Below are 22,505 nucleotides of genomic sequence, written 5' to 3'. Positions count from 1 at the left end.
CTGCGACGGAATGCGGTCGAATGTGGGAGCGGGCTTGCTCGCGAAGACGATCTAACCGGCAACACAATGTTCATGGGTTGAATTGAGTAGGGTCTGCTCCAGATGATCCAAATGCCGGCTCATCAGCTCGACCGCTTTCGTAGCATCCCCATGCTCCACAGCCTCAACAATCGCCAAATGCTCCTGCCACGCGCAACAACTGCGCGTCCGGCCTTCGCTCCGCGCAATCGCTAGTGAGGTCAACGGCACCAGGCTGCCGAGAAAATTCGCCAACGGCGCGTTTCCAGCCATCTGTGCCAAGTGCAGATGGAAATCCCCTGACAACCGAATCGCCGCGCCACGCCGATCCTGTTCGACAGCCTGACGCTCGCGCTCGATCAAAGCTCGCAAGCGTTTCAAAGCCTCGACTTGCGGATGCTGGCAAGCCAACCGCACCAGCGTGCTCTCGGTCAGGCGCCTTGCGTGCAAGGTCTGTCGCGTCTGCTCCACATCAGGTGTAGCAACGCGCGGACAGTGATTGGCCCGCAGCACAATGATTTGCTCATGCGACAACTGCGTAAGCACTCGACGAATATCCGCGCGACTGGCCCCGAACATTTGCTTGAGGCTGTCCTCGGTGAAACGGCTGGCCGGATCGATACGTTGCTCCAGAATCGCATCGAACAGTCGCGGATAAAGATTATCGACCGGTGCCCGCAGGCGGGAGAAGGGCAGGGGCGCCGTGGTCTGGCGAGAGTGCAACGGTGTGGCGAAACTGTTCATGGCCTGTCTCCTGTGCGGGGTCAGTTGCTCAAGTTGTCTTCCGGGATGTTCAGTTCGATGCCCATGCGCTGGCCTTCGCGCAAAATGTGCCGACGCATCTCGGCGCTGGCCTGGGCGCTGTTCTTGCTGCGGATCGCCCGCACCACCGCTTCGTTTTCTTCAAGGCGCTCAGCCAGATGCTCCGGGGAGTTGCGCAACACTTCGGCGCTTTGCTTGAGGGCATTGCTGGTTTGCTGGACCACGCTCTGGAAGATCGGGTTCGACGTCAGCGTGAACAGCTCTTCGTGGAACGCGATGTAGGCGCTTACGCCGGCTTCACTGTCATTGGCCTCCAGAGCTTCGCGCATGTCCATCAGGGTCAGGCGCAGTTGCCCGACTTCCTTGCTGCTGATGGACTGCGCCACGAGGCCGACGATGAACGGCTCGAGGGTGTAGCGCAGTTGCAGCACGTCTTCCAGGCTCGCTGCGGCCACTGCACTGTCATACGTCTGGCTGTCGACGAGATTGGCTTCGAGCACCACCACGCCTTTGCCCGGCATCGAACGCACCAGACCGAGGGTTTCCAGGACGATGACGGCTTCACGCAGGCTCGGACGGCTGATACCCAGCTGTTCGGCCAGTTCACGTTGCCCCGGCAGCATTTCGCCGGAGCGCCACTGACCTCGGGCCAAAGCGGCCCGAAGTTTTTCTACCACTGAGTTGACGACGGTTGATGAGGTAATCACTTGTTCGCTCCATGAGCCGTGTCTGCGGTCGGCAGGCACGGCGGTCATTCAGAATTCTTTGGCTGCCGCTTGAGCAACCGGTTTTCTCGGCTGGAAGGTATAACCCGCCTGGCCGGAAAGTACCTTGTTCGCCCGCTGCACATCGATGTCCTTTTCCCACCGTGCGATGGCGACGGTCGCCACACAGTTACCGATCAGGTTGGTCAGCGCCCGGCCGATGCCCATGAACCAGTCCACGGCCAGCACCAGCACCAGACCCACCACCGGAATGGCCGGAATGGCTGTCAGGGTGGCCGCCAGAATCACCAGCGCCGAGCCTGGAATACCGTGGGCACCCTTGGAGGTGATCAGCGATACCAACAGAATCGTCAACAGGTCGGTCATTGCCAGCGGCGTGCCGGTGGCATTGGCGATGAACACGATGGCCAGGGTCAGGTAGATCGAGAAACCGTCGAGGTTGAACGAGTAACCCGTTGGAATCACCAGCCCGACCGTTGAACTACCGATGCCCAGGTGCTCAAGCTTGCGCATGATTTGTGGCAGCACAGCGTCGGACGAAGCCGTGCCCATGACGATCAGCAGTTCTTCGCGCAGGTACTTGAGCAACGGCCACATCTTCAAGCCGGAGAGGCGCATCACCAGGCCGAGAATCAGCGTCACGAAAGCCACGCAGGTCAGGTAAAACAGGCCGACCAGGCTGCCCAGGTGCTGCAGCGAGTCCAGGCCATATTTGCTGGTGGTGAAGGCGATCGCACCGAACACACCGATCGGCGCCAGGCGCACGATCATGCCCATGATGCGGAAGATCACGTGGCTGAGTTCATTGATCAGCCGTGAAATACCCGACGCCGCCTCACCCACCAGATTCAGTGCACTGCCGAACAACACTGAAAACAGCAGGACCTGCAAGATATTGTTATCGGCAAAGGCACCGATCACCGAAGTCGGAATCAGGTCCATCAGGAACTGCGTGGTGGTGTGCATGTGCTGACCGCGCTGGGCAATGTCGCCCATGTCGGCTGCGGAAAGCTGGTCCAGGTGAATGTTCGCGCCGCTGCCGATGCCGGTGCTGAAGGCGAACACCAGACCGATCACCAGGGCGATGGTGGTCAGCACTTCAAAGTAGATCACCGATTTGAGGCCGATACGGCCGACCTTCTTCAGGTCGCCGGCACCGCTGATGCCGCTGACCACTACGCAAAACACAATCAAGCCAATGAGCATTTTGATCAGTTTGATAAAACCGTCACCGAGCGGTTTGAGCTGAGCGGAGTATTCGGGAAGGGTCAGCCCGCAGACGATGCCGAGCACCAGTCCGAGAACCACTTGGAGGAAGATTGAACGCGAGCACCATCTGAGCATGGGAGGAATCCTGGTCGGTGTCCTGGCTGCCGTGCGCCAGGCGCATCGACTTCAGAACTTAATTATTGTGGTCTTACCGGTATGTCCAGTGCAGGCGCAGTCTAGGCGCTGTTTTTGGTCGTTCGCAAGCGAAAATTGAGAAATTGGCATGACCGGTCTTACCAGTTGATAAAGAGGTCCGGTCTAGAGCCTTTCCTTGGTCTGGAAAAAACGGGTAGAAAACGGTTGTCCGGGCTGCGTGATGTTAATGCGGCTGATCACGCGATGGAATTTGGAGTCGAGACGAAGTTGTGAGTCTGTTGCAATGCCCGAGCCAGACTAAAAAAAACCGATGCCTGTTCGGGCATCGGTTTTTGCTTTCTGCTGCCAAAGGTCAAGCGGATAGGCTTAAGAATCGGTATTAGACTTTAATATCGATTTTTTAACGGCATATGACAGGTTGTTAAGTTTGAGGGAGTGCGTACTAGTGATGACGAATAATGGTCGCGCGCAGCGAGCAATCATCACTTTAAGAATAACGTGTAATTATTTCCAAGTTAAAAACAGCCAGCGGTCCACCCCGGTTTTGCAAGTCGGTAATAACTTGGGTGTAAGGCTCATCGCCATACGTGCAAACAGGTCTGTGTTGAGGGCCGCTGTAAAGTAAGACTTCATACTCGTCGTTTGGCATGTTCGTCAATTTCAGTGTGTCGCCGTTGCGAGTTTTGATGCGGAAATAAGTTGGTTGATTGCCATCGAAAACTGTCAGGTTTCGAAGCGATGATTCCATGCTGACTGTATTTTTATAACTGTCGTTATCGCCTTTGATCTTGATGATGTAGACATCATCAACACTGCGATAACCGAAAAAAAACAGTTCGGGAGTTACGCCATCGCCGAAAGTAAGGAGGTTGTGAGTGGTTTCAAGCTCTTCCCGGTAAATACGACGCAGTTCTTCGGTCGTCTCTGGGTCGTCGAGTTTTTTTTGCAGGAGTTTTTGAGCCAGTACTACGGGTTTATTATTGATCGAAAGTGTTGCGGCGAACGATTGTTGAAGTTCGAAATTTTCCATAATTGGTGTTTCTCCTTGGATTGTATTAACAGGTGCTGCTGTTTGCTATACGTGATGTTGGTGGGTCGATTGTTGTAAGTTATTTTCGTGATCTGGTTTGCATCGATTGAGTTCGATTCGATTATTTTTAATTGAGAGTTACTGATTGCGTGTTGAAATATTAGCATCTTGATTGTCTGTGTGGCTGTTGTTAAGTCTGAATTGTTGTTTCAGGGTTTTTTCTGGCTTTTAACTGTGGAAATAATGTTATGCATTGTTTCTTTGTCAAAAGCGGAGTTTGAGTGAGGGCGAAAAAAAACCGGCACAAGTGCCGGTTTTTTCAACTGCGGTTTAGCGGGCTTATTAAGCGCCGTATACCGGCAGCTTCTTGCAGATAGCCTTGACCTTCTCGCGAACGGCATCGATCACCGCTTCGTTGTTCAGGTCAGCCAGGATGTCGCAGATCCAGCCGGCCAGTTCCTTGCACTCTGCTTCCTTGAAGCCACGAGTGGTCACAGCCGGGGTGCCGAAGCGCAGACCGGAGGTGACGAACGGGGAACGTGGGTCGTTTGGTACGGAGTTTTTGTTCACGGTGATGAACGCTTTGCCCAGAGCGGCATCGGCGTCTTTACCGGAGATTTCCTGCTTGATCAGCGACAGCAGGAACAGGTGGTTTTCAGTACCGCCGGAAACCACGTCGAAACCGCGCTCGATGAACACGCTGGCCATGGCCTGGGCGTTTTTCACCACTTGTTGCTGGTAAGCCTTGAACTCAGGCTGCAGCGCTTCCTTGAAGCAGATCGCCTTGGCCGCGATCACGTGTTCCAGCGGGCCACCCTGGGCACCCGGGAATACCGCGGAGTTCAGCTTCTTCTCGATGTCGGCGTTGGCGCGAGCCAGGATCAGGCCGCCACGTGGACCGCGCAGGGTCTTGTGGGTGGTGGTGGTCACCACGTCAGCGAATGGAACCGGGTTCGGGTAGACGCCAGCGGCGACCAGACCGGCCACGTGGGCCATGTCGACGAACAGGTAGGCACCTACCTTGTCGGCGATTGCGCGGAAGCGCGGGAAGTCGAGGATCTGCGAGTAGGCAGAGAAACCGGCCACGATCATTTTTGGCTTGTGCTCAACGGCCAGGCGCTCGACTTCGTCGTAGTCGATCAGGCCGTTGGCGTCGATGCCGTACTGGATGGCGTTGTACAGCTTGCCGGAGGACGAAACGCTGGCGCCGTGGGTCAGGTGACCACCGTGGGCCAGGCTCATGCCCAGGATGGTGTCGCCGGCCGACAGCAGGGCCAGGTAAACGGCGCTGTTGGCTTGCGAACCGGCGTGCGGCTGAACGTTGGCATAGTCGGCACCGAACAGCTCTTTGGCGCGATCGATAGCCAGTTGCTCGACGATGTCTACGTACTCGCAACCACCGTAGTAGCGCTTGCCCGGGTAGCCTTCGGCGTACTTGTTGGTCAGTACCGAGCCTTGAGCTTCCATCACCGCAGGGCTGGTGTAGTTTTCCGAAGCGATCAGCTCAATGTGCTCTTCCTGGCGCTGAGCTTCTTGCTCCATGGCGGCAAAGAGATCGGCGTCGTACTTGGCAATAGTCAAATCACGGCTGAACATGGCGGTCCTCAGGGATCGGGGGCGGAAAAGGGGGGCATTCTAACCCAATGGGTTTTAGATGGCATATGAAACGGCATCATGTCGCAGACAAGTGGTGTTCATGCGGGGATTAGCGGTGATCGTGCCGGCCTCTTCGCGAGCAAGCCCGCTCCCACAGGGTTCTCGGGTGCACACAAAATGTGCGAACACTGTAAATCCACTGTGGGAGCGAGCTTGCTCGCGATGAGGCCAGTCGCCGCGGCGCAAATCTCAATCGAACAAGAAGAGCGCATCATTGCTGAACTGCCCTTCGAACCGACTCGCCGGCATCGGACGGCCGAACAGGTAGCCCTGAACCTCGTCGCAACCGTGCTCCCTCAGGAAATCAAGCTGCTCGTGGGTTTCCACGCCTTCGGCGATCACCGCCAGATTGAGGCTGTGGGCCATGGCAATGATTGCCCGGGCAATTTGTGCGTCCTGCTCGCCGCTGGGCAGGCCATCGACGAAGGTGCGGTCGATCTTCAACACGTCGATGGGAAATTGCTTGAGGTAGTTCAGGGATGAGTAACCGGTGCCAAAGTCATCCACCGCGATGCTCAGCCCAAGGTTTTTCAGCCCGGCGAGAATCTGCATCGCCTCGCTGACTTCGCGCATCAGGATACTTTCGGTCAGTTCCAGCTCCAGGCACGCCGGTGGCAGGCCGGTTTCCTTGAGGATGGTGGCGATCCGCGTGCCGAGCTGACCATCGGAGAACTGCCGCGCCGAGATGTTCACCGACACCTTCGGCACTCGTACCCTGGCCTGATGCCAGGCCTTGAGTTGACGGCAGGCCTCGCTGATCACCCAGTCGCCGACATCCACCACCAGCCCGAGCTCTTCGAGCACCGGAATGAAATCCCCCGGCGGCACCAGCCCGCGGCGTGGATGACGCCAGCGCAGCAGCGCCTCTGCACCGGTCAGGCGTTTACCGTCACCGCTGAGCTGCGGCTGGTAATACAGCACGAATTCGTTCTGTTCCAGGGCATGGCGCAAGTCGCTTTCCAGCTCCAGACGCTCCAGCGCACTGGCGTTCATGTCCGCCTGATAGAACTGGAAGTTGTTCTTGCCGCGCTCCTTGGCGTGGTACATCGCGGTGTCGGCATTCTTCATCAGCTGGCTGAGCTCGTTGCCGTCCTGCGGACTCAGGGCGATGCCGATACTTGCCGTGACGAAGAACTCTCGACCTTCGAGCACGAACGGTTTCACCAGGCTGGCAAGAATCTGTTCGGCCACATGGATCGCCCGATTCAGGGCGATTTCACGGTTGGCTCGCGGTTGCAGGAGCAAGGTGAATTCGTCACCGCCCATGCGCGCCACGGTGTCGTCATCGTCTACGCAACCGAGCAGACGCGTGGCCATCTCCTTAAGCATGCGGTCGCCGGCGGCGTGGCCCAGGGAGTCGTTGATCGGCTTGAAGCGATCGAGGTCGAGGAACATCAGCACTACCCACGACTTCTGCCGTTCGGCGGATTGCAACGCCGTGTGCAGACGATCCTGGAACAGTGAGCGGTTGGGCAGGTGGGTCAGGGCGTCGTAGTAGGCGAGGCGGTGAATCCGCTGCTCGCTGGCCTTGCGCTCGCTGATGTCGCTGAAGAAACACACATAACTGGCCAGGTCGCCTTCGTCGTCGAGTACGGCGGTGATCCCGACCCAGGCCGGATAGTGCTCGCCATTACGGCGCTTGAGCCAGACTTCGCCTTCCCAGGTGCTGTGCTGGCCCAATTGTTTGAGCACATAACGCAGATGGGTTTCCTGCTGCTCGTCGACGGTCAGCATGTTCGGCAACTGGTCGAGGACCTGCTCCACGGCATAGCCGCTGACACGGCTGAAGGCTTCGTTGGCCTGGACGATGTAGCCGGCCGGGTCGGTGATCAGGATCGCCGAGGTCGAGTGTTCGAATACCGTGGCGGCCATGCGCAGGTCTTTTTCGGCCCGGCGTTGCTGGCTGATGTCGCGGCCGACGCCGAGCACGCCTTCGAACGTACCCTGTTCGTCCCAGACCAATACCAGGCGCAGTTCGATCGGGATTTTGCGCCCGTCGGCCCGCAGGCAATCGAACAGGAACAGTTGGGTTTGCACCTGGCTGCGTAACAGCGCGAGTTGGTCCGGTTGATCCAGCGCTTTGCTGACCCGGTCCATCAGGTGGTAGATGCCGGTCAGTTGTTGCGGGTTGGCGATGGTCGATTGCCAGCCGTTCTGGAAAATCCACTCGGCGTCGTAACCCAGCACTGCTTGCACCGAAGGGCTGACGTAATTGAGGTTGAGGCGGCTGTCGGTGGAAAAGATCACGTCGCTGATGCTTTCGGCGAGCATCCGGTAGCGCTGCTCGCTGTCGCGCAGGGATTCGCTGGCTTCGATCTGGTCGGTGATGTCCTTGGCCACGCCGATGATTCGCGTGACCTGATCGTCCTTGTCCCGGGCCAGTGCCTGCTCGCGAATCTCGAAGCGTCGCCACTGGCCGTCCCGATGACGGAAGCGCAACTGGCACTGCATCAACTGGCGATAACCGGCTTGGCGCTGGACCTGGCGGGAGCGATGGTAATAGTCGGCGTCTTCGGGGTGCAGGAGGATTTCCCAGAAATATTCGCCCATCTGGTGCAGTTCGGTGCGGTTGTAACCCAGTGTCTGGCCCAGATGGTGGTTGCTGTAGATCATGCGCTGGCTGATCACATCCTGCACATACAGGTGATCCGGCACGGTGCGCACCACGTCCGACCAGAACCCTTCGCGCTCCTGCAGCGACAGTTCGATGAGCTTGCGGCTGGTGATGTCGGTGATGCTCAGGATCACCGCTTTATAGTCGTCCGTTGCTTGCGGCAGGCGCAGCACCAGCCACAGGTGCTGGTCGCGACCGCTGGCATCCTGCAGTTTGATTTCCAGCTCAAGCTGTTGCTGCTGGTTGAGCACCGCGTCGAGTACCTGGTTGCCGATGGCGGTGCCGTGCTGTGGATGGCCATCGATCAGCAGTTGCCAGGCTTTGTCGGCGCTATCGACATTGAGCAGTTGCAGCGCGACCTGGTTGACCTCGGTGATCCGCAGTTCCTTGAGCAATTGCCGGCGTTGTTCCGGGATCGCCAGCCACGCTTGCAGTGGTTCGCTGCCCTGTAGTTGTGCCTTGTCGAAAAAGACCTTGAGCCCGGACATGTCGAGAACACATAAAGCCACGCCGGTGCCTTCGAAAATGTCCTGATAACGCCGGCGGCCTTCGCTCAATTGGCGCTGACGTCGGCGTGTGTTCAGCAAGGCGATGAACGGCAGCATGGAAAACGCCAGGCCCAGCAGGCATTTGCCGATGAACGCCGGCAGCAGCTCTTCCAGCACGCGCTGACGGTCGAACAAGCCGCGCAGTTGCCAATCGCTGCCGCTCAGCGCAACCGTCAGCACGCTGTTGGCGACATCATCCTCGGTCAGCGTGCCCGGATTGACCGAGGGCAGCGCTTCGTCGCGGCTGATGATCTGATGATTGATGCGGTTCTCCACCAGCCACAACGGGCGGCGGACGGCCTCGCTTTGCTTGGTCAAGGACGAAAAGAAGGTGGGTGTCAGGCGCAAGACCCAATAGCCTCGGGAACTGCCGCTGGCCTGATGCAACAATAAATGCACCACGGAACCGTCGGTGGCGTTGCTGAAGTAGTGCGCCTGGGCGTGGCTGCGGCGTACCAGTTCACCCAGGTAGTCGCTGTCATCGCTGCCGGGAGCGCTGTCACTGATGACTTTTCCCGAGGGGCTGAGCAACGCCAGGCTGCGCAGATCCGGCAGCGACTGTTGCAGCTTGCGCAGCAGGGCCTGCAGTTCATCGGCGCCTTGCGGTTGTTCGACGATCGGCAACAGGTTGAGGGCGATCTGCGCGTTGAGCGCCATGTTCAGGCTGACCTGCGCGGCCAGATCGGCGGTGTAGTCGATGGTGTACTGACGCTGGTTCTTCTGGGTTTCCCGCAACTGGTCGAGCAACTGCCAGAACAGCAGGGCCAGCAGCAATAATGCGAGTGTCGCCAAGGTGCCCTTCAAGGTCCCGCGCAGGGGAGAGCCGGGCGCTGTGGCCGGCGCGCTGGAAGTCAGAGGCGGAGGGACTTTGGACAAGCTGTCATCCTGCGGTTTGGCTGGACTGGCGCGACGTGCACTATAAGCCGGACGCCCGAAGGGCGGCTAGCATGCCTTGAGTTGTGGCGAAGTGCCAGCCCCTGTCCGTCGGCTGGACTGCCACCGGTCATTCAGGTAGCTTTGCCGGTTACGCGGGAGCGTTCCAGCTCCTAGACTCAGGCTTTTTCAGCGCGCACATATTGAAAGCTCTCAATCGGGCGACGCGCACAGCCTGGCCAGGCATCGCCTGTGCCCTAATCATTCATCAGTCACTGACCCTAGGTTCTCCATGGCTCAATACGTATTCACCATGCATCGGCTGGGCAAAGTTGTTCCGCCGAAGCGGGAAATCCTGAAAAACATTTCTCTGTCCTTCTTCCCTGGCGCTAAGATTGGCGTACTCGGCCTCAACGGTTCGGGTAAGTCCACGCTGCTGAAAATCATGGCTGGCGTTGACACCGAATTTGACGGCGAAGCCCGCCCGATGCCGGAGCTGAACATCGGTTATCTGCCGCAAGAGCCGATCCTGGACCCGACCAAAACCGTGCGTGAAGTGGTCGAGGAAGCGGTCAGCGTGATCAAGAACGCCCAGGCGCGCCTGGACGAGGTCTACGCGGCTTACGCTGAAGAAGACGCCGACTTCGACAAACTGGCTGCCGAACAGGCCAAGCTCGAAGCGATCCTGCAAGCCAGCGACGGTCACAACCTCGATCGTCAGCTGGAAGTCGCCGCCGACGCGCTGCGCCTGCCAGCCTGGGATGCCAAGGTCGAAGTCCTCTCCGGTGGTGAAAAACGTCGCGTGGCCCTGTGCCGTCTGCTGCTGTCCGCACCGGACATGCTGCTGCTCGACGAACCGACCAACCACCTGGACGCCGACTCCGTTGCGTGGCTCGAGCACTTCCTGCACGACTTCCCGGGTACCGTGGTCGCGATCACGCACGACCGTTACTTCCTGGACAACGTTGCCGGCTGGATCCTGGAACTCGACCGCGGCGCGGGCATTCCTTACGAGGGCAACTATTCGGGCTGGCTGGAAGCCAAGTCAGATCGTCTGGCTGCCGAATCCAAGCAGCAGTCGGCTCACGAAAAAGCCATGAAGGAAGAACTGGAGTGGGTGCGCAAAGGCGCCAAGGCCCGCCAGTCGAAATCCAAGGCTCGTCTGCAACGCTTCGAAGAAATGCAGTCGCAGGAATTCCAGAAACGCAGCGAAACCAACGAGATCTACATCCCGGCCGGTCCGCGCCTGGGCGACAAGGTCATCGAATTCAAGAATGTCACCAAGGGCTATGGCGACCGCGTGCTGATCGACAACCTGTCGTTCGCCATGCCTAAAGGCGCCATCGTCGGCGTGATCGGCGGTAACGGTGCCGGTAAGTCGACCCTGTTCCGCATGCTGATGGGCAAGGAAACGCCGGATTCGGGCAGCATCGAAGTCGGTGAAACCGTGCAGCTTGCTTGCGTCGACCAGAGCCGTGAAGACCTGGACGGCAGCAAGACCGTGTTCCAGCAGATCTCCGACGGTTCCGACCAGATCCGTATCGGTAACTACGAGATCCCGTCGCGTACCTACGTCGGTCGCTTCAACTTCAAGGGCGGCGATCAGCAGAAGTTCGTCAAGGACCTGTCCGGTGGTGAGCGCGGTCGCTTGCACCTGGCCCTGACCCTGAAGGAGGGCGGCAACGTCCTGCTGCTCGACGAACCGTCCAACGACCTCGACGTTGAAACTCTGCGTTCCCTGGAAGAAGCCCTGCTGGACTTCCCGGGCGCCGCTATTGTGATCTCCCACGACCGGTGGTTCCTTGACCGCGTCGCGACTCACATCCTGGCGTACGAAGACGACTCGCAAGCGGTGTTCTTCGAAGGCAACTACACCGAGTACGAAGCCGACCGTAGAAAGCGCCTCGGCGAAGCGGCTGCCCAGCCGCATCGTGTACGCCACAAGAAGCTGGCCTGATTTCGGGTTGGTTGCATAAAGAGCGGAGCCTTCGGGCTCCGTTTTTTTGTGCGCGTTTTTTTCAATGACACCGAGCCGCGCCATTCGCGAGCAAGCCCGCTCCCACAGGGTTTTGTGAAAGGCGCAAATCTCAATTCAGCAGAAGATCCCCTGTGGGAGCGGGCTTGCTCGCGAAGGCGGTGTTTCTAATGGTGCAAGACTTGAATTGATAATCCCTGTTCAGGTGCAAAAATGTTCAAAAAACCAGGTTGATTTATATCCTGCGCACCATTTAATTTCATAAATGCGACATTTTGCTCTGTTCTTGTGCACGAATCGTTTGTTACAGTCCGGCTCAATCTCCTCCAACGACAATAAATTTGCCGAGACTTTTCCATGATCGAATCCGTCGAATCCTTCCTTGCGCGCCTGAAAAAACGCGACCCGGACCAACCCGAATTCCACCAGGCTGTCGAAGAAGTCCTGCGTACCCTGTGGCCGTTTCTTGAAGCCAATCCGCATTACCTGACATCGGGCATTCTGGAGCGCATCTGCGAGCCGGAGCGGGCGGTGGTGTTTCGCGTATCGTGGGTCGACGATCAGGGCCAGGTCCAGGTCAATCGCGGATTCCGCATCCAGATGAACAGCGCGATCGGCCCGTACAAGGGTGGCCTGCGTTTCCACCCGTCGGTGAACATGGGCGTGCTGAAATTCCTCGCCTTCGAACAGACCTTCAAAAATTCCCTGACTTCGTTGCCCATGGGCGGCGGCAAGGGCGGTTCTGACTTCGACCCCAAAGGCAAAAGCGACGCGGAAGTCATGCGCTTCTGCCAGGCCTTCATGAGCGAGTTGTACCGCCACATTGGTGCCGACGTTGACGTGCCGGCCGGGGACATCGGTGTCGGCGCGCGGGAAATCGGTTTCCTGTTCGGCCAGTACAAGCGCCTGAGCAACCAGTTCACCAGCGTGATGACCGGCAAAGGCCCAAGCTACGGCGGCAGCCTGATTCGCCCGGAAGCCACCGGTTTCGGTTGCGTGTACTTCGCCGAAGAAATGCTCAAGCGCCGCGGTTTGGCAGTCGAGGGCAAGCGAGTGGCAATCTCCGGTTCCGGCAACGTCGCGCAATACGCGGCGCGCAAGGTCATGGACCTGGGCGGCAAGGTGATTTCGCTGTCCGACTCCGAGGGTACGTTGTATTGCGAAAGCGGTTTGACCGAGGAGCAATGGCTGGCGGTGCTGGAGCTGAAAAACGTACAGCGCGGGCGCATCCGTGAACTGGCCAGCCGTTTTGGCCTGGAGTTCCGCGCCGGTGAGCTGCCGTGGAGCCTGAGCTGCGACATCGCCTTGCCGTGCGCGACGCAAAACGAACTGGATGCCGAAGCCGCTCGCACCTTGCTGCGCAACGGCTGCATCTGCGTGGCCGAAGGCGCGAACATGCCGACCACCCTTGAGGCGGTGGATCTGTTCATCGAGGCCGACATTCTGTTTGCGCCGGGCAAAGCGTCCAACGCCGGTGGTGTGGCGGTGAGCGGGCTGGAGATGTCGCAGAACGCCATGCGCCTGGCGTGGACCGGTGGCGAAGTGGACAGCAAGCTGCACGCGATCATGCAGTCGATTCACCACGCTTGCGTGCATTACGGTGAGGAGAGCGGCCGGGTCAACTACGTCAAGGGCGCGAACATTGCCGGATTCGTCAAGGTCGCCGATGCCATGCTGGCCCAAGGTGTGGTCTAAGTCGGCTCGATACGGATCACTTCAATCAGTTGATCCCCGGCAGGCCGCTGCCACAGCACTTCATCGTTGAGTCGTGCGCCGAGCAGTGCCCGTCCCAGCGGTGAACCCCAATTGATCAGGCCGTGGGCGACATCGGCCTGATCTTCGCCCACCAGTTGTACCCGGCGTTCGGTGGCGTGTTCATCGGCGTAGGTCACCCAACTGCCGATCTGCACTTTCTCGGTCGAAGTCGCGGCGGGTACCACCTGAGCGCTGCCCAAACGCTGCTTGAAGTAACGCAAATCACGTTCGAGTTCCGCCAGGCGTTGCTTGTCGGCCTGCTCGCCTTTTGCCGATTGTTCGGCGTGCAGGGTTTGCAGTTCGGTGACTTTTCCCTGCAACAGGTCCAGGCCTTGCGGCGTGACGTAATTGGGCTGCGCGCTGACCTGCCGTTCGACAGGCTGATCGGCTTGCGCGGCAGCGTTATCTTCATTGACGAAAGCACGGCTCATGGAATTCTCCCGGTATAGGGTTTGGGCCATGGTCGCAGGCATTTGGTTTCAGCAAATGTCTGAAAGCGACTTACGGCGAGTGATAGGCCCGTGCGGCATCCTGATCCTTCTGCTGCTGCCAGGCTTTACACCCAGCCATCCCGCATACCACCACATCTCACTCTCCCAAGCCGATACGCGACCCATAGAGAAAGTCTAGAAGTGGATTCGTCGGGGGGTTGCGAAAGGTGTGTAGGTATTTCGTCGAACACCACATAACCCCTGTGGGAGCGGGCTTGCTCGCGAAAGGGGCGTGTCAGCCAACATCAATGTTGAGTGGCATATCGCATTCGCGAGCAAGCCCGCTCCCACAGGGAGTTGCGTTGCATTCGGGTCAGTAGTGATACCACTTCAGCTCCAGCATCACTTCGTTCTCGGCCGTCGCCAAATGGCTGAACTCGCGCTGGGCGCTCAAGCGCAGGCCGAGATTGCGGGATATTTCCCACTGCTGATTCAGGCTCAGGCTACGACGCACTTCACCATTGGTGAAAAAGTCGCCCTTGGCTTCCAGGCTCAAATTGCCCAGCGGGTTTTTCCACAGCACACCACTGTTGAAGCCGGCGGCCGGGGCAATGAACGCGGCGAAGTCGTTGTTGTGCTCGATACGCACGGTGCCCAGGGCAAAGCCAAGCGTGTCGTCGCCCAGTTGCCAGGTTCCACCGCCACCGCCGTTGACGTGGCTGACCAGGTTTTGGTCATCGTGTTTGCCCGGCACCCGCTCCAGACCGCCGGTCACTTGCCATGACAGCGGCTGCAGCAGTTCGTTACGCGGGGTCAGGGAGCGAATGGTTGCCAGATCCAGTTGCTGCACTTGCCATTCATTGCCTTCGTACTGGCGAAGTTTCAATTGCAGGATTTCGATCTGCGCGCCAAGGGGAAAGCTTTCGTTGTTGTCATTGAGGTCGTGATAAGCCATGCGCAAGCCGTACTCGCCAAAGGCTTTATCTCCACGGCTGCCGAGACCGAGTTGCCAGGTGCGGGACTCGTGACCGTCTTCAGGCAGGCCCGGTTGCGGGATATCCAGCTCCGGCGCCGGGTTCTGGTTGATTGCCCGCAACAGTTCGAAGCTGCGCTGGGCGCGCGCCGGGTCGCGTTCCTGACCGTTGGCGCGGTAACGCTCCAGGCGATAGGCCGCATCGATGATCAGCGCTTGGCGGTCGCGGGGTTGAGCCTTGAAGGCCGGGTCTTGCAATTGTTTCTGATCGGCGCTGACTTTCAGCACCCATTGCTGTTCTTCAGGGTTCAACGGCTCGGCGCGACTGAGCAACTCGCGCTCCCGGGACGGACGATACTGGATCGATTCGACCAGTCTGGCATTTTTCACGGCTTTGACGGTGTCGGTCGGGATGGCGGTGAGCGGGAATTGCTCGGTCAGGCGCAGGCCCGGGCGGGCCACTTGCAGCAGTTCCAGCAAGCGGTATGAGCAGTTTTCGTCGAAGAAGAAATAGTCGAACTTGATCTGCTTCAGCTCCCAGACGTGCTCGACCATGCGCGCGGTTTCCTGTCGGGTCAGGTTCAGGCGGTACTCCCACAGGTCGCGGTTTTCCAGGCTGCGGTATTCCGAGAGTTTTTCCTGGTAGGGCACCATCGCGAACAGGCCGGGATAGCCGCCCATCAGGCCTTTCCAGGCATAGAGGAGGCTGTTATCCGAGCCCTCGATGTAGGCGCCGAAGTTGATCGCGTAACTGAGCAGCGAAGTCTTGTCGCTCTTCACTTCGGCCTGGTCGATGCGCAGCAGGGTATGGCCGAACATCGAGGACGGGCTGTTCAGATAGGCCGCCGGGAAGATCATCACCGCGCTATCGGGCGAGACGTCCTTGAACCATTGCTTGAATTCGGCGCAGGCCGGCGTCGGCAGTCCGCTCAGGCCGAGTTGTTCCTTCAGCCAGCGGGTGCGGGCCGGGTAGACGCATTGCGCGTGTTTTTCACCGGCACTGGCCGGGGCGTACAAGGCTTGCACGGTCGCCGCCAGTTCATGGTCCGGATGTTCATTGCCGTCAGCGGCGAGGAAAAATTTCCGGTCGCTGACATAGCTGCGCCAGCCACCGAGCTTGGCGGTTTCGTAATGGCCCAGGGATATCCAGAAAGGGTCGTTGGCCAGTTGCTGCAAACGTTGTGGGTCGATCTGAGGCGCGGCGGACAGCGGGGCGCAGACACACAGCGCCAGCCAGGCAAGGCGTTTGAGCATAGATGGCAACTTAAATACTTGAGAAAAAGACCCAAAAAGAGGCAGGTCCAAAAAACAAAACCCGCTTCCCGAAAGAAGCGGGGCGGGTCGAGCTTAAGCTTGAGTCGCGTACTTGGCCAGACGAGGGTCGGCTTTGAGCACGGCCAGGGTGTTGGTATGCACGTCTTCGGCAGTCACGTCAGCCTTGCTGAAGATCAGCTGGAAGTGCTCGTGAGTGACGGCGGCGAAGTGCGCACGGTCTTCCGGCGCCACGCCCAGTACCACGGCGTAGGTGGTCAGCGCTTCGCCCTGACCCTTGGCCATGTCTTCGGACAGCTCGTTCATCATGCCATTCATGGCAAACCAGGATTTGCCGCCATAGGTCAGCGACGAATTGGTCGCGCAACCGTTGGTGCCGGAGGTCATGCCGAAGGTTGCGTTGCCGGAGGTGCCGTTGGTGGTGGATGCCAGGAAGTGAGCCGGAGTACCACGCTGGCCTTCGAACAGCATGTTGCCCCAGCCGCAATCCGGGCCGCCTGGCGCCTGAGCCATGGCGTTGATGGATACAGCAGTGAAGAGAGTACCGAGAAGAATCCGTTTCATAGCTTTGTTCTCTTTATGTGCCTACCAATGGACAAGGAGTCTGGCCCGTCTGGTGCCAGTGGGCCGGTCATTAGTCCAGCCGCGCAGTTTGGAGTTTAGGCATGATCACGGGGTTCCGTGATTTTTTGCAAAAACATTCATGGGAAACGGCAGCGCAGGCCCGGCCCGCCTGGGGTTGGTGGGTTGTCGAAGCTCAGGCCTGCGGCGCTCCTTGCCAGTCGGGCATGGGCGGCGCCAGAATGCTGTTATCTGCCCCGCCTGATTGTTAAGGAAGCCCGATGCCTGATCCTGTTGCTGCCAGCTTGCGTCTAGCGCCCGAAGCGCTGACCCGTCCGTTTTCCGCTGAACAGTTCAGCTTCTCTACCACCAATGATCTGGAGCCCTTTCGCGGTGTGCTTGGCCAGGAACGTGCGGTCGAAGCCTTGCAGTTCGGTGTGGCCATGCCACGCCCCGGTTACAACGTATTCGTCATGGGCGAGCCCGGCACTGGCCGGTTCTCGTTCGTCAAACGCTACCTCAAGGCCGAAGGCAAGCGCCTGCAGACCCCGGCGGACTGGGTCTACGTCAATAATTTCGATGAACCGCGCGAACCACGTGCCCTTGAATTGCCGTCGGGCACTGCCGGTAACTTCATTGGAGATATCAACGGTCTGATCGACAACCTGCTGGCGACCTTTCCGGCAGTCTTCGAGCATCCGTCCTACCAGCAGAAGAAAAGCGCCATCGACCGTGCCTTCAATCAGCGCTACGACAAGGCCCTGGACGTCATCGAGCGTTTGGCGCTGGAAAAGGACGTCGCGCTGTACCGCGACGCCAGCAATATCGCCTTCACCCCGATGAGCGACGGCAAGGCGTTGGACGAAGCTGAATTCGCCCAGTTGCCGGAAGCCGAGCGCGAGCGCTTTCACGAGGATATTTCGGTACTGGAGGAGCGCCTGAACGAAGAACTCGCCAGCCTGCCGCAATGGAAGCGTGAGTCGAGCAACCAACTGCGTCATCTGAACGAAGAAACCATCACTCTGGCCTTGCAGCCATTGTTGTCGCCATTGTCGGAGAAGTACGCCGAGAACGCGGCGGTATGCGGTTATCTGCAAGCCATGCAGGTGTACTTGCTCAAGACCGTGGTCGAGCAACTGGTGGACGACAGCAAGATCGACGCTGTCGCCCGCAAGTTGCTGGAAGAACAATACGCGCCGAGCCTGGTGGTTGGTCATTCGGCCAGCGGCGGTGCGCCGGTGGTGTTCGAGCCGCACCCGACCTACGAAAATCTTTTCGGTCGCATTGAATACAGCACCGATCAAGGCGCGCTGTACACCACTTATCGGCAGCTGCGGCCGGGTGCCTTGCACCGGGCCAACGGTGGTTTCCTGATCCTTGAAGCGGACAAAATGCTCAGCGAGCCGTTCGTGTGGGACGCGCTGAAACGCGCCCTGCAATCGCGCAAGCTGAAAATGGAATCGCCGCTGGGTGAACTGGGCCGTCTGGCCACCGTGACCCTGACACCGCAACACATTCCGTTGCAGGTCAAGGTCGTCATCATCGGTGCCCGTCAGCTGTATTACACGCTGCAAGACCTCGATCCGGACTTCCAGGAAATGTTCCGCGTCCTGGTGGATTTCGACGAAGACATCCCGATGGTCGACGAGAGCCTGGAGCAGTTTGCCCAGTTGCTCAAAACCCGTACTTCCGAAGAAGGCATGGCACCGCTGACCGCCGATGCGGTGGCACGCCTGGCGACCTACAGCGCGCGTCTGGCCGAGCACCAGGGGCGCTTGTCGGCGCGTATCGGGGACTTGTTCCAACTGGTCAGCGAGGCGGATTTCATTCGTCACCTGGCAGGCGATGAAATGACCGACGCAGGGCACATCGAGCGTGCGCTCAAGGCCAAGGCCACGCGGACCGGGCGGGTTTCGGCGCGGATTCTCGATGACATGCTGGCCGGGATCATCCTGATCGACACCGCGGGTGCGGCGGTCGGCAAGTGCAACGGCTTGACGGTGCTGGAAGTCGGTGACTCGGCCTTTGGTATACCGGCGCGGATTTCCGCCACGGTGTACCCGGGCGGCAGCGGCATTGTCGACATCGAGCGCGAAGTCAACCTCGGCCAGCCTATCCACTCCAAAGGCGTGATGATCCTTACCGGTTATCTGGGCAGTCGTTACGCCCAGGAGTTTCCGCTGGCGATTTCCGCGAGCATCGCCCTGGAGCAATCCTATGGTTATGTCGATGGCGACAGTGCTTCCCTGGGCGAGGCCTGCACCCTGATCTCGGCCTTGTCGAAAACCCCGCTCAAGCAGTGTTTTGCCATCACCGGTTCGATCAACCAGTTCGGCGAAGTGCAGGCGGTCGGCGGAGTCAACGAGAAGATCGAGGGCTTCTTCCGTCTGTGCGAAGCCCGCGGGTTGACCGGCGAGCAGGGGGCAATCATTCCTCACGCCAACGTTGCCACGCTGATGCTCGACGAGAAGGTGCTGGCGGCGGTACGCGCGGGGCAGTTCCATGTCTACGCGGTCCGTCAGGCCGACGAAGCCTTGAGTTTGCTGGTCGGCGAGCCGGCCGGCGAGCCGGACGAGAATGGCGAGTTCCCTGAAGGCAGCGTGAATGCGCGGGTCGTGGAGCGCCTGCGGGTTATCGCGGAAATGATCAGTGAAGATGATCTGAAGGAAGCCGAGAAGGAGTTGGCGCAAGAGGCGTTGGCGGAAACAAAACCGGCGTGATGCATCGTTGATCTGAAACTGTGCAATCCCTTGTGGGAGCGAGCTTGCTCGCGATAGCGGACTTTCATTCGACCAATATGTTGAATGTTCGACCGCCATCGTCGGAACGCCGCCCGGAGCAAGCTCGCTCCCACATTTTGTTTGGGGTGAATGGTAAAAAGCGTCATCGAAATGACGTCAATATTCACGCTGTGACCATTCGGCGCCTTTCGGTCTCGCCTCGGCCTGCAAGGCAGACTTTTCTTCTATTCTCAGCTCAAGGATATCGATAGTAATCACAGGATCGAAACAGCCTTCCCGTGGGGGCTGAATACCGGATCTACCGAGGGTCGCCGCCATGTCGCGCAACCTCTGCCTCACCCGTCAATGCCTGGGCCTTGTGACCCGTATCGAGTGTTCCATCCGCCCATTGGCGGGAGATACGGGCATGTGGACTCTGCTGTTCGCCGCTGGAATGGCCGGTGAACAACCTTCGGCCATCAAGGCCCAAGGCCCGTTTCACGGTCCATTCGTCGCTGAATCAATCCTCGACACCATCGTTGAAAGCCTGACCTTGCACGGCTACGAGTTGGCCGACGATCCGCAAATCTGGTGCCTGCACCTGCAAGCCCAACTGCGGGAAATCAACGGTGGTCGCTGCCGGAACATGGGCGGCTTCGAGTTTCACCCCGAGCACTGAGTCGCACTATTGATCAAGGCGCGTCATGTCGGCCTTGTCGAGTTTGACCTCGAAACCATATTGCACGGTGTCGAGGTCGGTGCGCTGATAGGTTTCCAGGCGCGTAGGCTGCCCGTAGAAGTAATGCACGGCAAACTGCGCCGAACCTTGTGCGCTCGCGTCATGACTGACCGATAGAATCTCCTTCAAGTAATTACCGCTGTCGTCCTTGGCGAAAAAGCGCCAGTCCTGGGCGGGAAATGCCTTCAGGTCCACCACCAGTGCGTTGTCCTTGAGCGCGAGGCCTTTGGGCAGTTGACGGGCATCGACGGTTTTCTTGTCGACCGTGGCCAGGAACAGCGGCATCGAGCCCACCGCATAGGCCGGCGTTTGCGGAAACAGATTCAGATCGTAAGTGATGGTGCCGCGCAGGGGGTCGATCTGGTATGCCTCAGGCGGCAGTTCGATCGGTTCGTCGCGTTTGCCAGCAGCGTCTTCGGTAAAGAAACTCACCGGACTTTCACCGGGGTTGAACGAGGTGCCGAGCAGTTCATCGTTAAAGGTGCGCAGGTGAGTGAACTCGATTCGCGCAGCGCTGGGGTCGTCGACCGACTGACTGATGTTGACGTTCTTTTTCAGTTGCTCCTCACTCAGCGTTGCTCCTTTCAGCCAGCCCACCGCCTGGTCGTCATAGACCACCACGGGCAGGTTCAAGGGCTGGATGGACTTGGCCGTGGTATTGGCATCGAAACGCCGGATCGGAAGGTCGAGGTTCTTTCGGGTGACCGTGACGGCGGAAAAATCCAGCATGCTGACTTCGAGGGTTTCGATCGTCCCGTTGAAGTACACCTTCGAATAATGTCGCGCCTGCTGTTTCTCAAAGTTGCGTTGTTCTTCGTCGAGCTGTTTTTCCAGGGCCTCGCTCCAGCTCTTCTGCTGCTGCATCTTGGCCAGCTGCTGCTGATAGAAGGCAATTTGTACCGAGGTTTCATTGATTGAGCCGGCGCGCGAGATGAATTGCCCGGTGCTGTCCGTGGCCTGGACGATCAGCGGGTTGAGCGGTGCATCACGGACTTCAGGCGCCAGCGGCGCGCTGTTGTTGTATTCGATTTCCGCGTAGTTGTTCGTCAATGTGAGCAGGGTGACGCTCAGGTTGTCATTGGTGCGGGTCTGGCCTACGTCCTTTTTCGTCAGGTCGAAGCTGTAGAGGCGGCGTGGCGCGATGACTTCGACTTTGCCTTGCAGGCTCACCGGTTGTGGTTGTTGCTTTCTGTCGATGTCGAGGCCTTCGATGAAGGGGTAGGCCAAGGTCAGGTCATCGGGGTTGGTCAGGTTGGAGCTCGATGGGCTGAGCTGAATGCCGGGGTCGGTTTCCGACCATTCCGGCTGGAATGGAATCACTCGTTTGTTGCTTAGCGTGACCGACTGCCATTCCAGGCCATGGGGAAACAGAAACGCGGCAGGAGCGCTGAAAGTGAAGGGGAACACTGGCTGCAGATCGGTCAGGTAGTCGGAGCCTGAGTCTTTTTGCAGCACGAACAACCCGTTGATGTAGGTATCGACCAGAGCCTGCGGGGTCGGGTAGTGCTTGAGCATGGTGAGGGCGTCTTCGCCGTATTCGGTTTCCACCGGTTTACTGTCGAGCTTGAGTTGCGCGCGTTCGAGCAGCAGCAGTGAGCCGCCCAGCTCCGACACGGCATCCTTGAGCTTCGGATCCTGGATGGCTTCCAGCGACTTTTCGAACTGCGCGGTTTTTTCTTCGAGGCTGAGCTGGCGTTTTTCATCGCTGGGTGAGCAGCCGCTCAGCAGCAGCGCCAGGAAAATTCCGGCACTCGTCAAAGGCAATCGCACATCCATTTCCAGTCTTCCTGTCCGACATCACTGAGCAGTCAATGATTTGGACACTAGCAGAAAAACTTTGATACACAGGCGCAGGTGGCGGATTTTTCGACGGTTTCTGGCTGCTTCTGGGTATAGACGGGCGGCTGGTATACTCGCCGCCATTTTCAGCCCAACATGTGAGATTCAATGGAACGCTTTATCGAAAATACAATGTACGCCTCGCGCTGGCTGCTGGCGCCGATCTATTTCGGTCTGTCCCTCGGGCTGTTGGCGCTGGCACTGAAATTCTTCCAGGAAGTCTTCCACGTCATCCCGAACGTGTTTTCGATGGCCGAATCGGACTTGATCCTGGTGCTGCTGTCGCTGATCGACATGGCGCTGGTGGGCGGTTTGCTGGTGATGGTGATGATTTCCGGCTACGAGAACTTCGTCTCGCAACTGGACATCGACGACAGCAAGGAAAAGCTCAACTGGCTGGGCACCATGGACTCTTCGTCGCTGAAGATGAAGGTGGCCGCATCGATCGTGGCGATCTCGTCCATTCACCTGCTGCGCATCTTCATGGACGCCAAGAACGTTGATCCTGAACATCTGCAGTGGTACGTGATCATCCATATGACCTTCGTGATCTCGGCATTTGCCATGGGTTACCTGGATAAACTCACCAAGCACTGATTTCAACTTCCATTGCGGGTTGCAAACCAGACGGGCGGCGTCGTTTGTGGCT

At 58.7% G+C, this 22,505-nt stretch carries 15 protein-coding genes; 5 read left to right on the top strand and 10 right to left on the bottom strand.

Annotated features, from left to right (window positions below):
• Window positions 1–51 precede the first annotated feature (51 nt).
• From AC3IT6_RS25280 to AC3IT6_RS25255, 6 genes are all read right to left on the bottom strand, one after another.
• Window positions 52–762, bottom strand: a complete 711-nt coding sequence (locus tag AC3IT6_RS25280; RefSeq protein WP_489353485.1) for a GntR family transcriptional regulator — start codon at window positions 760–762, stop codon at window positions 52–54.
• 20 nt (window positions 763–782) lie between these two features.
• On the bottom strand, window positions 783–1,487 hold the full coding sequence (locus AC3IT6_RS25275; RefSeq protein WP_489356675.1) for a FadR/GntR family transcriptional regulator: 705 nt from the start codon (window positions 1,485–1,487) through the stop codon (window positions 783–785).
• 48 nt (window positions 1,488–1,535) lie between these two features.
• The gene (locus AC3IT6_RS25270) at window positions 1,536–2,849 is read right to left on the bottom strand and encodes a C4-dicarboxylate transporter DctA (RefSeq protein WP_223449019.1); all 1,314 of its coding nucleotides are present in this window, start codon (window positions 2,847–2,849) and stop codon (window positions 1,536–1,538) included.
• Between the two features lie 508 nt (window positions 2,850–3,357).
• Entirely contained in the window at window positions 3,358–3,900 is a 543-nt protein-coding gene (locus AC3IT6_RS25265; protein WP_489353484.1) for a hypothetical protein, read from the bottom strand.
• A 342-nt stretch (window positions 3,901–4,242) separates the two neighbouring features.
• Complete coding sequence (glyA, locus tag AC3IT6_RS25260; protein ID WP_180204536.1) at window positions 4,243–5,496, bottom strand: serine hydroxymethyltransferase; 1,254 nt, start codon at window positions 5,494–5,496, stop codon at window positions 4,243–4,245.
• Window positions 5,497–5,745: 249 nt separating this feature from the next.
• On the bottom strand, window positions 5,746–9,594 hold the full coding sequence (locus tag AC3IT6_RS25255) for a bifunctional diguanylate cyclase/phosphodiesterase (protein ID WP_489353483.1): 3,849 nt from the start codon (window positions 9,592–9,594) through the stop codon (window positions 5,746–5,748).
• 289 nt (window positions 9,595–9,883) lie between these two features.
• On the opposite strand from AC3IT6_RS25255, the gene ettA reads away from it, so the two are divergent.
• Together ettA and gdhA are read left to right on the top strand one after the other, a co-directional pair.
• Window positions 9,884–11,548 (top strand): energy-dependent translational throttle protein EttA, encoded by a 1,665-nt coding sequence (gene ettA / locus AC3IT6_RS25250; protein ID WP_150727021.1) that lies wholly within the window; start codon window positions 9,884–9,886, stop codon window positions 11,546–11,548.
• Between the two features lie 375 nt (window positions 11,549–11,923).
• Complete coding sequence (gene gdhA, locus AC3IT6_RS25245; protein WP_489353482.1) at window positions 11,924–13,261, top strand: NADP-specific glutamate dehydrogenase; 1,338 nt, start codon at window positions 11,924–11,926, stop codon at window positions 13,259–13,261.
• On the opposite strand, the gene AC3IT6_RS25240 is transcribed toward gdhA, so the two are convergent.
• From AC3IT6_RS25240 to AC3IT6_RS25230, 3 genes are all read right to left on the bottom strand, one after another.
• A complete protein-coding gene (locus AC3IT6_RS25240; protein ID WP_489353481.1) occupies window positions 13,258–13,752 on the bottom strand; it encodes a GreA/GreB family elongation factor in 495 nt (164 codons plus the stop codon). The genes gdhA and AC3IT6_RS25240 overlap by 4 nt on opposite strands.
• A gap of 373 nt (window positions 13,753–14,125) precedes the next feature.
• Window positions 14,126–15,979 carry an Lnb N-terminal periplasmic domain-containing protein gene (locus tag AC3IT6_RS25235; protein WP_489353480.1) on the bottom strand — a complete coding sequence of 618 codons (1,854 nt, stop codon included), beginning with the start codon at window positions 15,977–15,979 and terminating at the stop codon, window positions 14,126–14,128.
• Window positions 15,980–16,072: 93 nt separating this feature from the next.
• Window positions 16,073–16,561, bottom strand: coding sequence for a DUF3015 domain-containing protein (locus AC3IT6_RS25230; protein WP_489353479.1), 489 nt, complete (start codon window positions 16,559–16,561; stop codon window positions 16,073–16,075).
• A gap of 278 nt (window positions 16,562–16,839) precedes the next feature.
• Between AC3IT6_RS25230 and AC3IT6_RS25225 the strand changes: the two genes are divergently transcribed.
• Together AC3IT6_RS25225 and AC3IT6_RS25220 are read left to right on the top strand one after the other, a co-directional pair.
• Window positions 16,840–19,278: a Lon protease family protein gene (locus AC3IT6_RS25225; protein ID WP_489353478.1), complete on the top strand. Its 2,439-nt coding sequence runs from the start codon at window positions 16,840–16,842 to the stop codon at window positions 19,276–19,278.
• A gap of 337 nt (window positions 19,279–19,615) precedes the next feature.
• Window positions 19,616–19,957: a PA4575 family protein gene (locus tag AC3IT6_RS25220; RefSeq protein ID WP_046041767.1), complete on the top strand. Its 342-nt coding sequence runs from the start codon at window positions 19,616–19,618 to the stop codon at window positions 19,955–19,957.
• Window positions 19,958–19,963: 6 nt separating this feature from the next.
• Here the strand turns inward: AC3IT6_RS25220 and AC3IT6_RS25215 are convergent, their stop codons facing one another.
• Window positions 19,964–21,793 (bottom strand): hypothetical protein, encoded by a 1,830-nt coding sequence (locus AC3IT6_RS25215; protein ID WP_489353477.1) that lies wholly within the window; start codon window positions 21,791–21,793, stop codon window positions 19,964–19,966.
• Between the two features lie 171 nt (window positions 21,794–21,964).
• Here AC3IT6_RS25215 and AC3IT6_RS25210 point away from each other — a divergent pair, with 171 nt between their 5' ends.
• On the top strand, window positions 21,965–22,453 hold the full coding sequence (locus AC3IT6_RS25210; RefSeq protein WP_150727027.1) for a TIGR00645 family protein: 489 nt from the start codon (window positions 21,965–21,967) through the stop codon (window positions 22,451–22,453).
• Window positions 22,454–22,505 lie beyond the last annotated feature (52 nt).

The sequence above is a fragment of the Pseudomonas sp. KH_017 genome (assembly GCF_057840285.1).
This window is presented reverse-complemented; position numbering and strand designations above follow the sequence as displayed.

Bases quoted from the DNA above. Each gene is read 5' to 3' on its own strand.
- AC3IT6_RS25280 (WP_489353485.1), bottom strand. From the start codon at position 762: ATGAACAGTTTCGCCACACCGTTGCACTCTCGCCAGACCACGGCGCCC.
- AC3IT6_RS25270 (WP_223449019.1), bottom strand. From the start codon at position 2,849: ATGCTCAGATGGTGCTCGCGTTCAATCTTCCTCCAAGTGGTTCTCGGA.
- AC3IT6_RS25265 (WP_489353484.1), bottom strand. From the start codon at position 3,900: ATGGAAAATTTCGAACTTCAACAATCGTTCGCCGCAACACTTTCGATC.
- glyA (WP_180204536.1), bottom strand. From the start codon at position 5,496: ATGTTCAGCCGTGATTTGACTATTGCCAAGTACGACGCCGATCTCTTT.
- ettA (WP_150727021.1), top strand. From the start codon at position 9,884: ATGGCTCAATACGTATTCACCATGCATCGGCTGGGCAAAGTTGTTCCG.
- gdhA (WP_489353482.1), top strand. From the start codon at position 11,924: ATGATCGAATCCGTCGAATCCTTCCTTGCGCGCCTGAAAAAACGCGAC.
- AC3IT6_RS25240 (WP_489353481.1), bottom strand. From the start codon at position 13,752: ATGAGCCGTGCTTTCGTCAATGAAGATAACGCTGCCGCGCAAGCCGAT.
- AC3IT6_RS25235 (WP_489353480.1), bottom strand. From the start codon at position 15,979: ATGCTCAAACGCCTTGCCTGGCTGGCGCTGTGTGTCTGCGCCCCGCTG.
- AC3IT6_RS25230 (WP_489353479.1), bottom strand. From the start codon at position 16,561: ATGAAACGGATTCTTCTCGGTACTCTCTTCACTGCTGTATCCATCAAC.
- AC3IT6_RS25225 (WP_489353478.1), top strand. From the start codon at position 16,840: ATGCCTGATCCTGTTGCTGCCAGCTTGCGTCTAGCGCCCGAAGCGCTG.
- AC3IT6_RS25220 (WP_046041767.1), top strand. From the start codon at position 19,616: ATGTCGCGCAACCTCTGCCTCACCCGTCAATGCCTGGGCCTTGTGACC.
- AC3IT6_RS25215 (WP_489353477.1), bottom strand. From the start codon at position 21,793: ATGGATGTGCGATTGCCTTTGACGAGTGCCGGAATTTTCCTGGCGCTG.
- AC3IT6_RS25210 (WP_150727027.1), top strand. From the start codon at position 21,965: ATGGAACGCTTTATCGAAAATACAATGTACGCCTCGCGCTGGCTGCTG.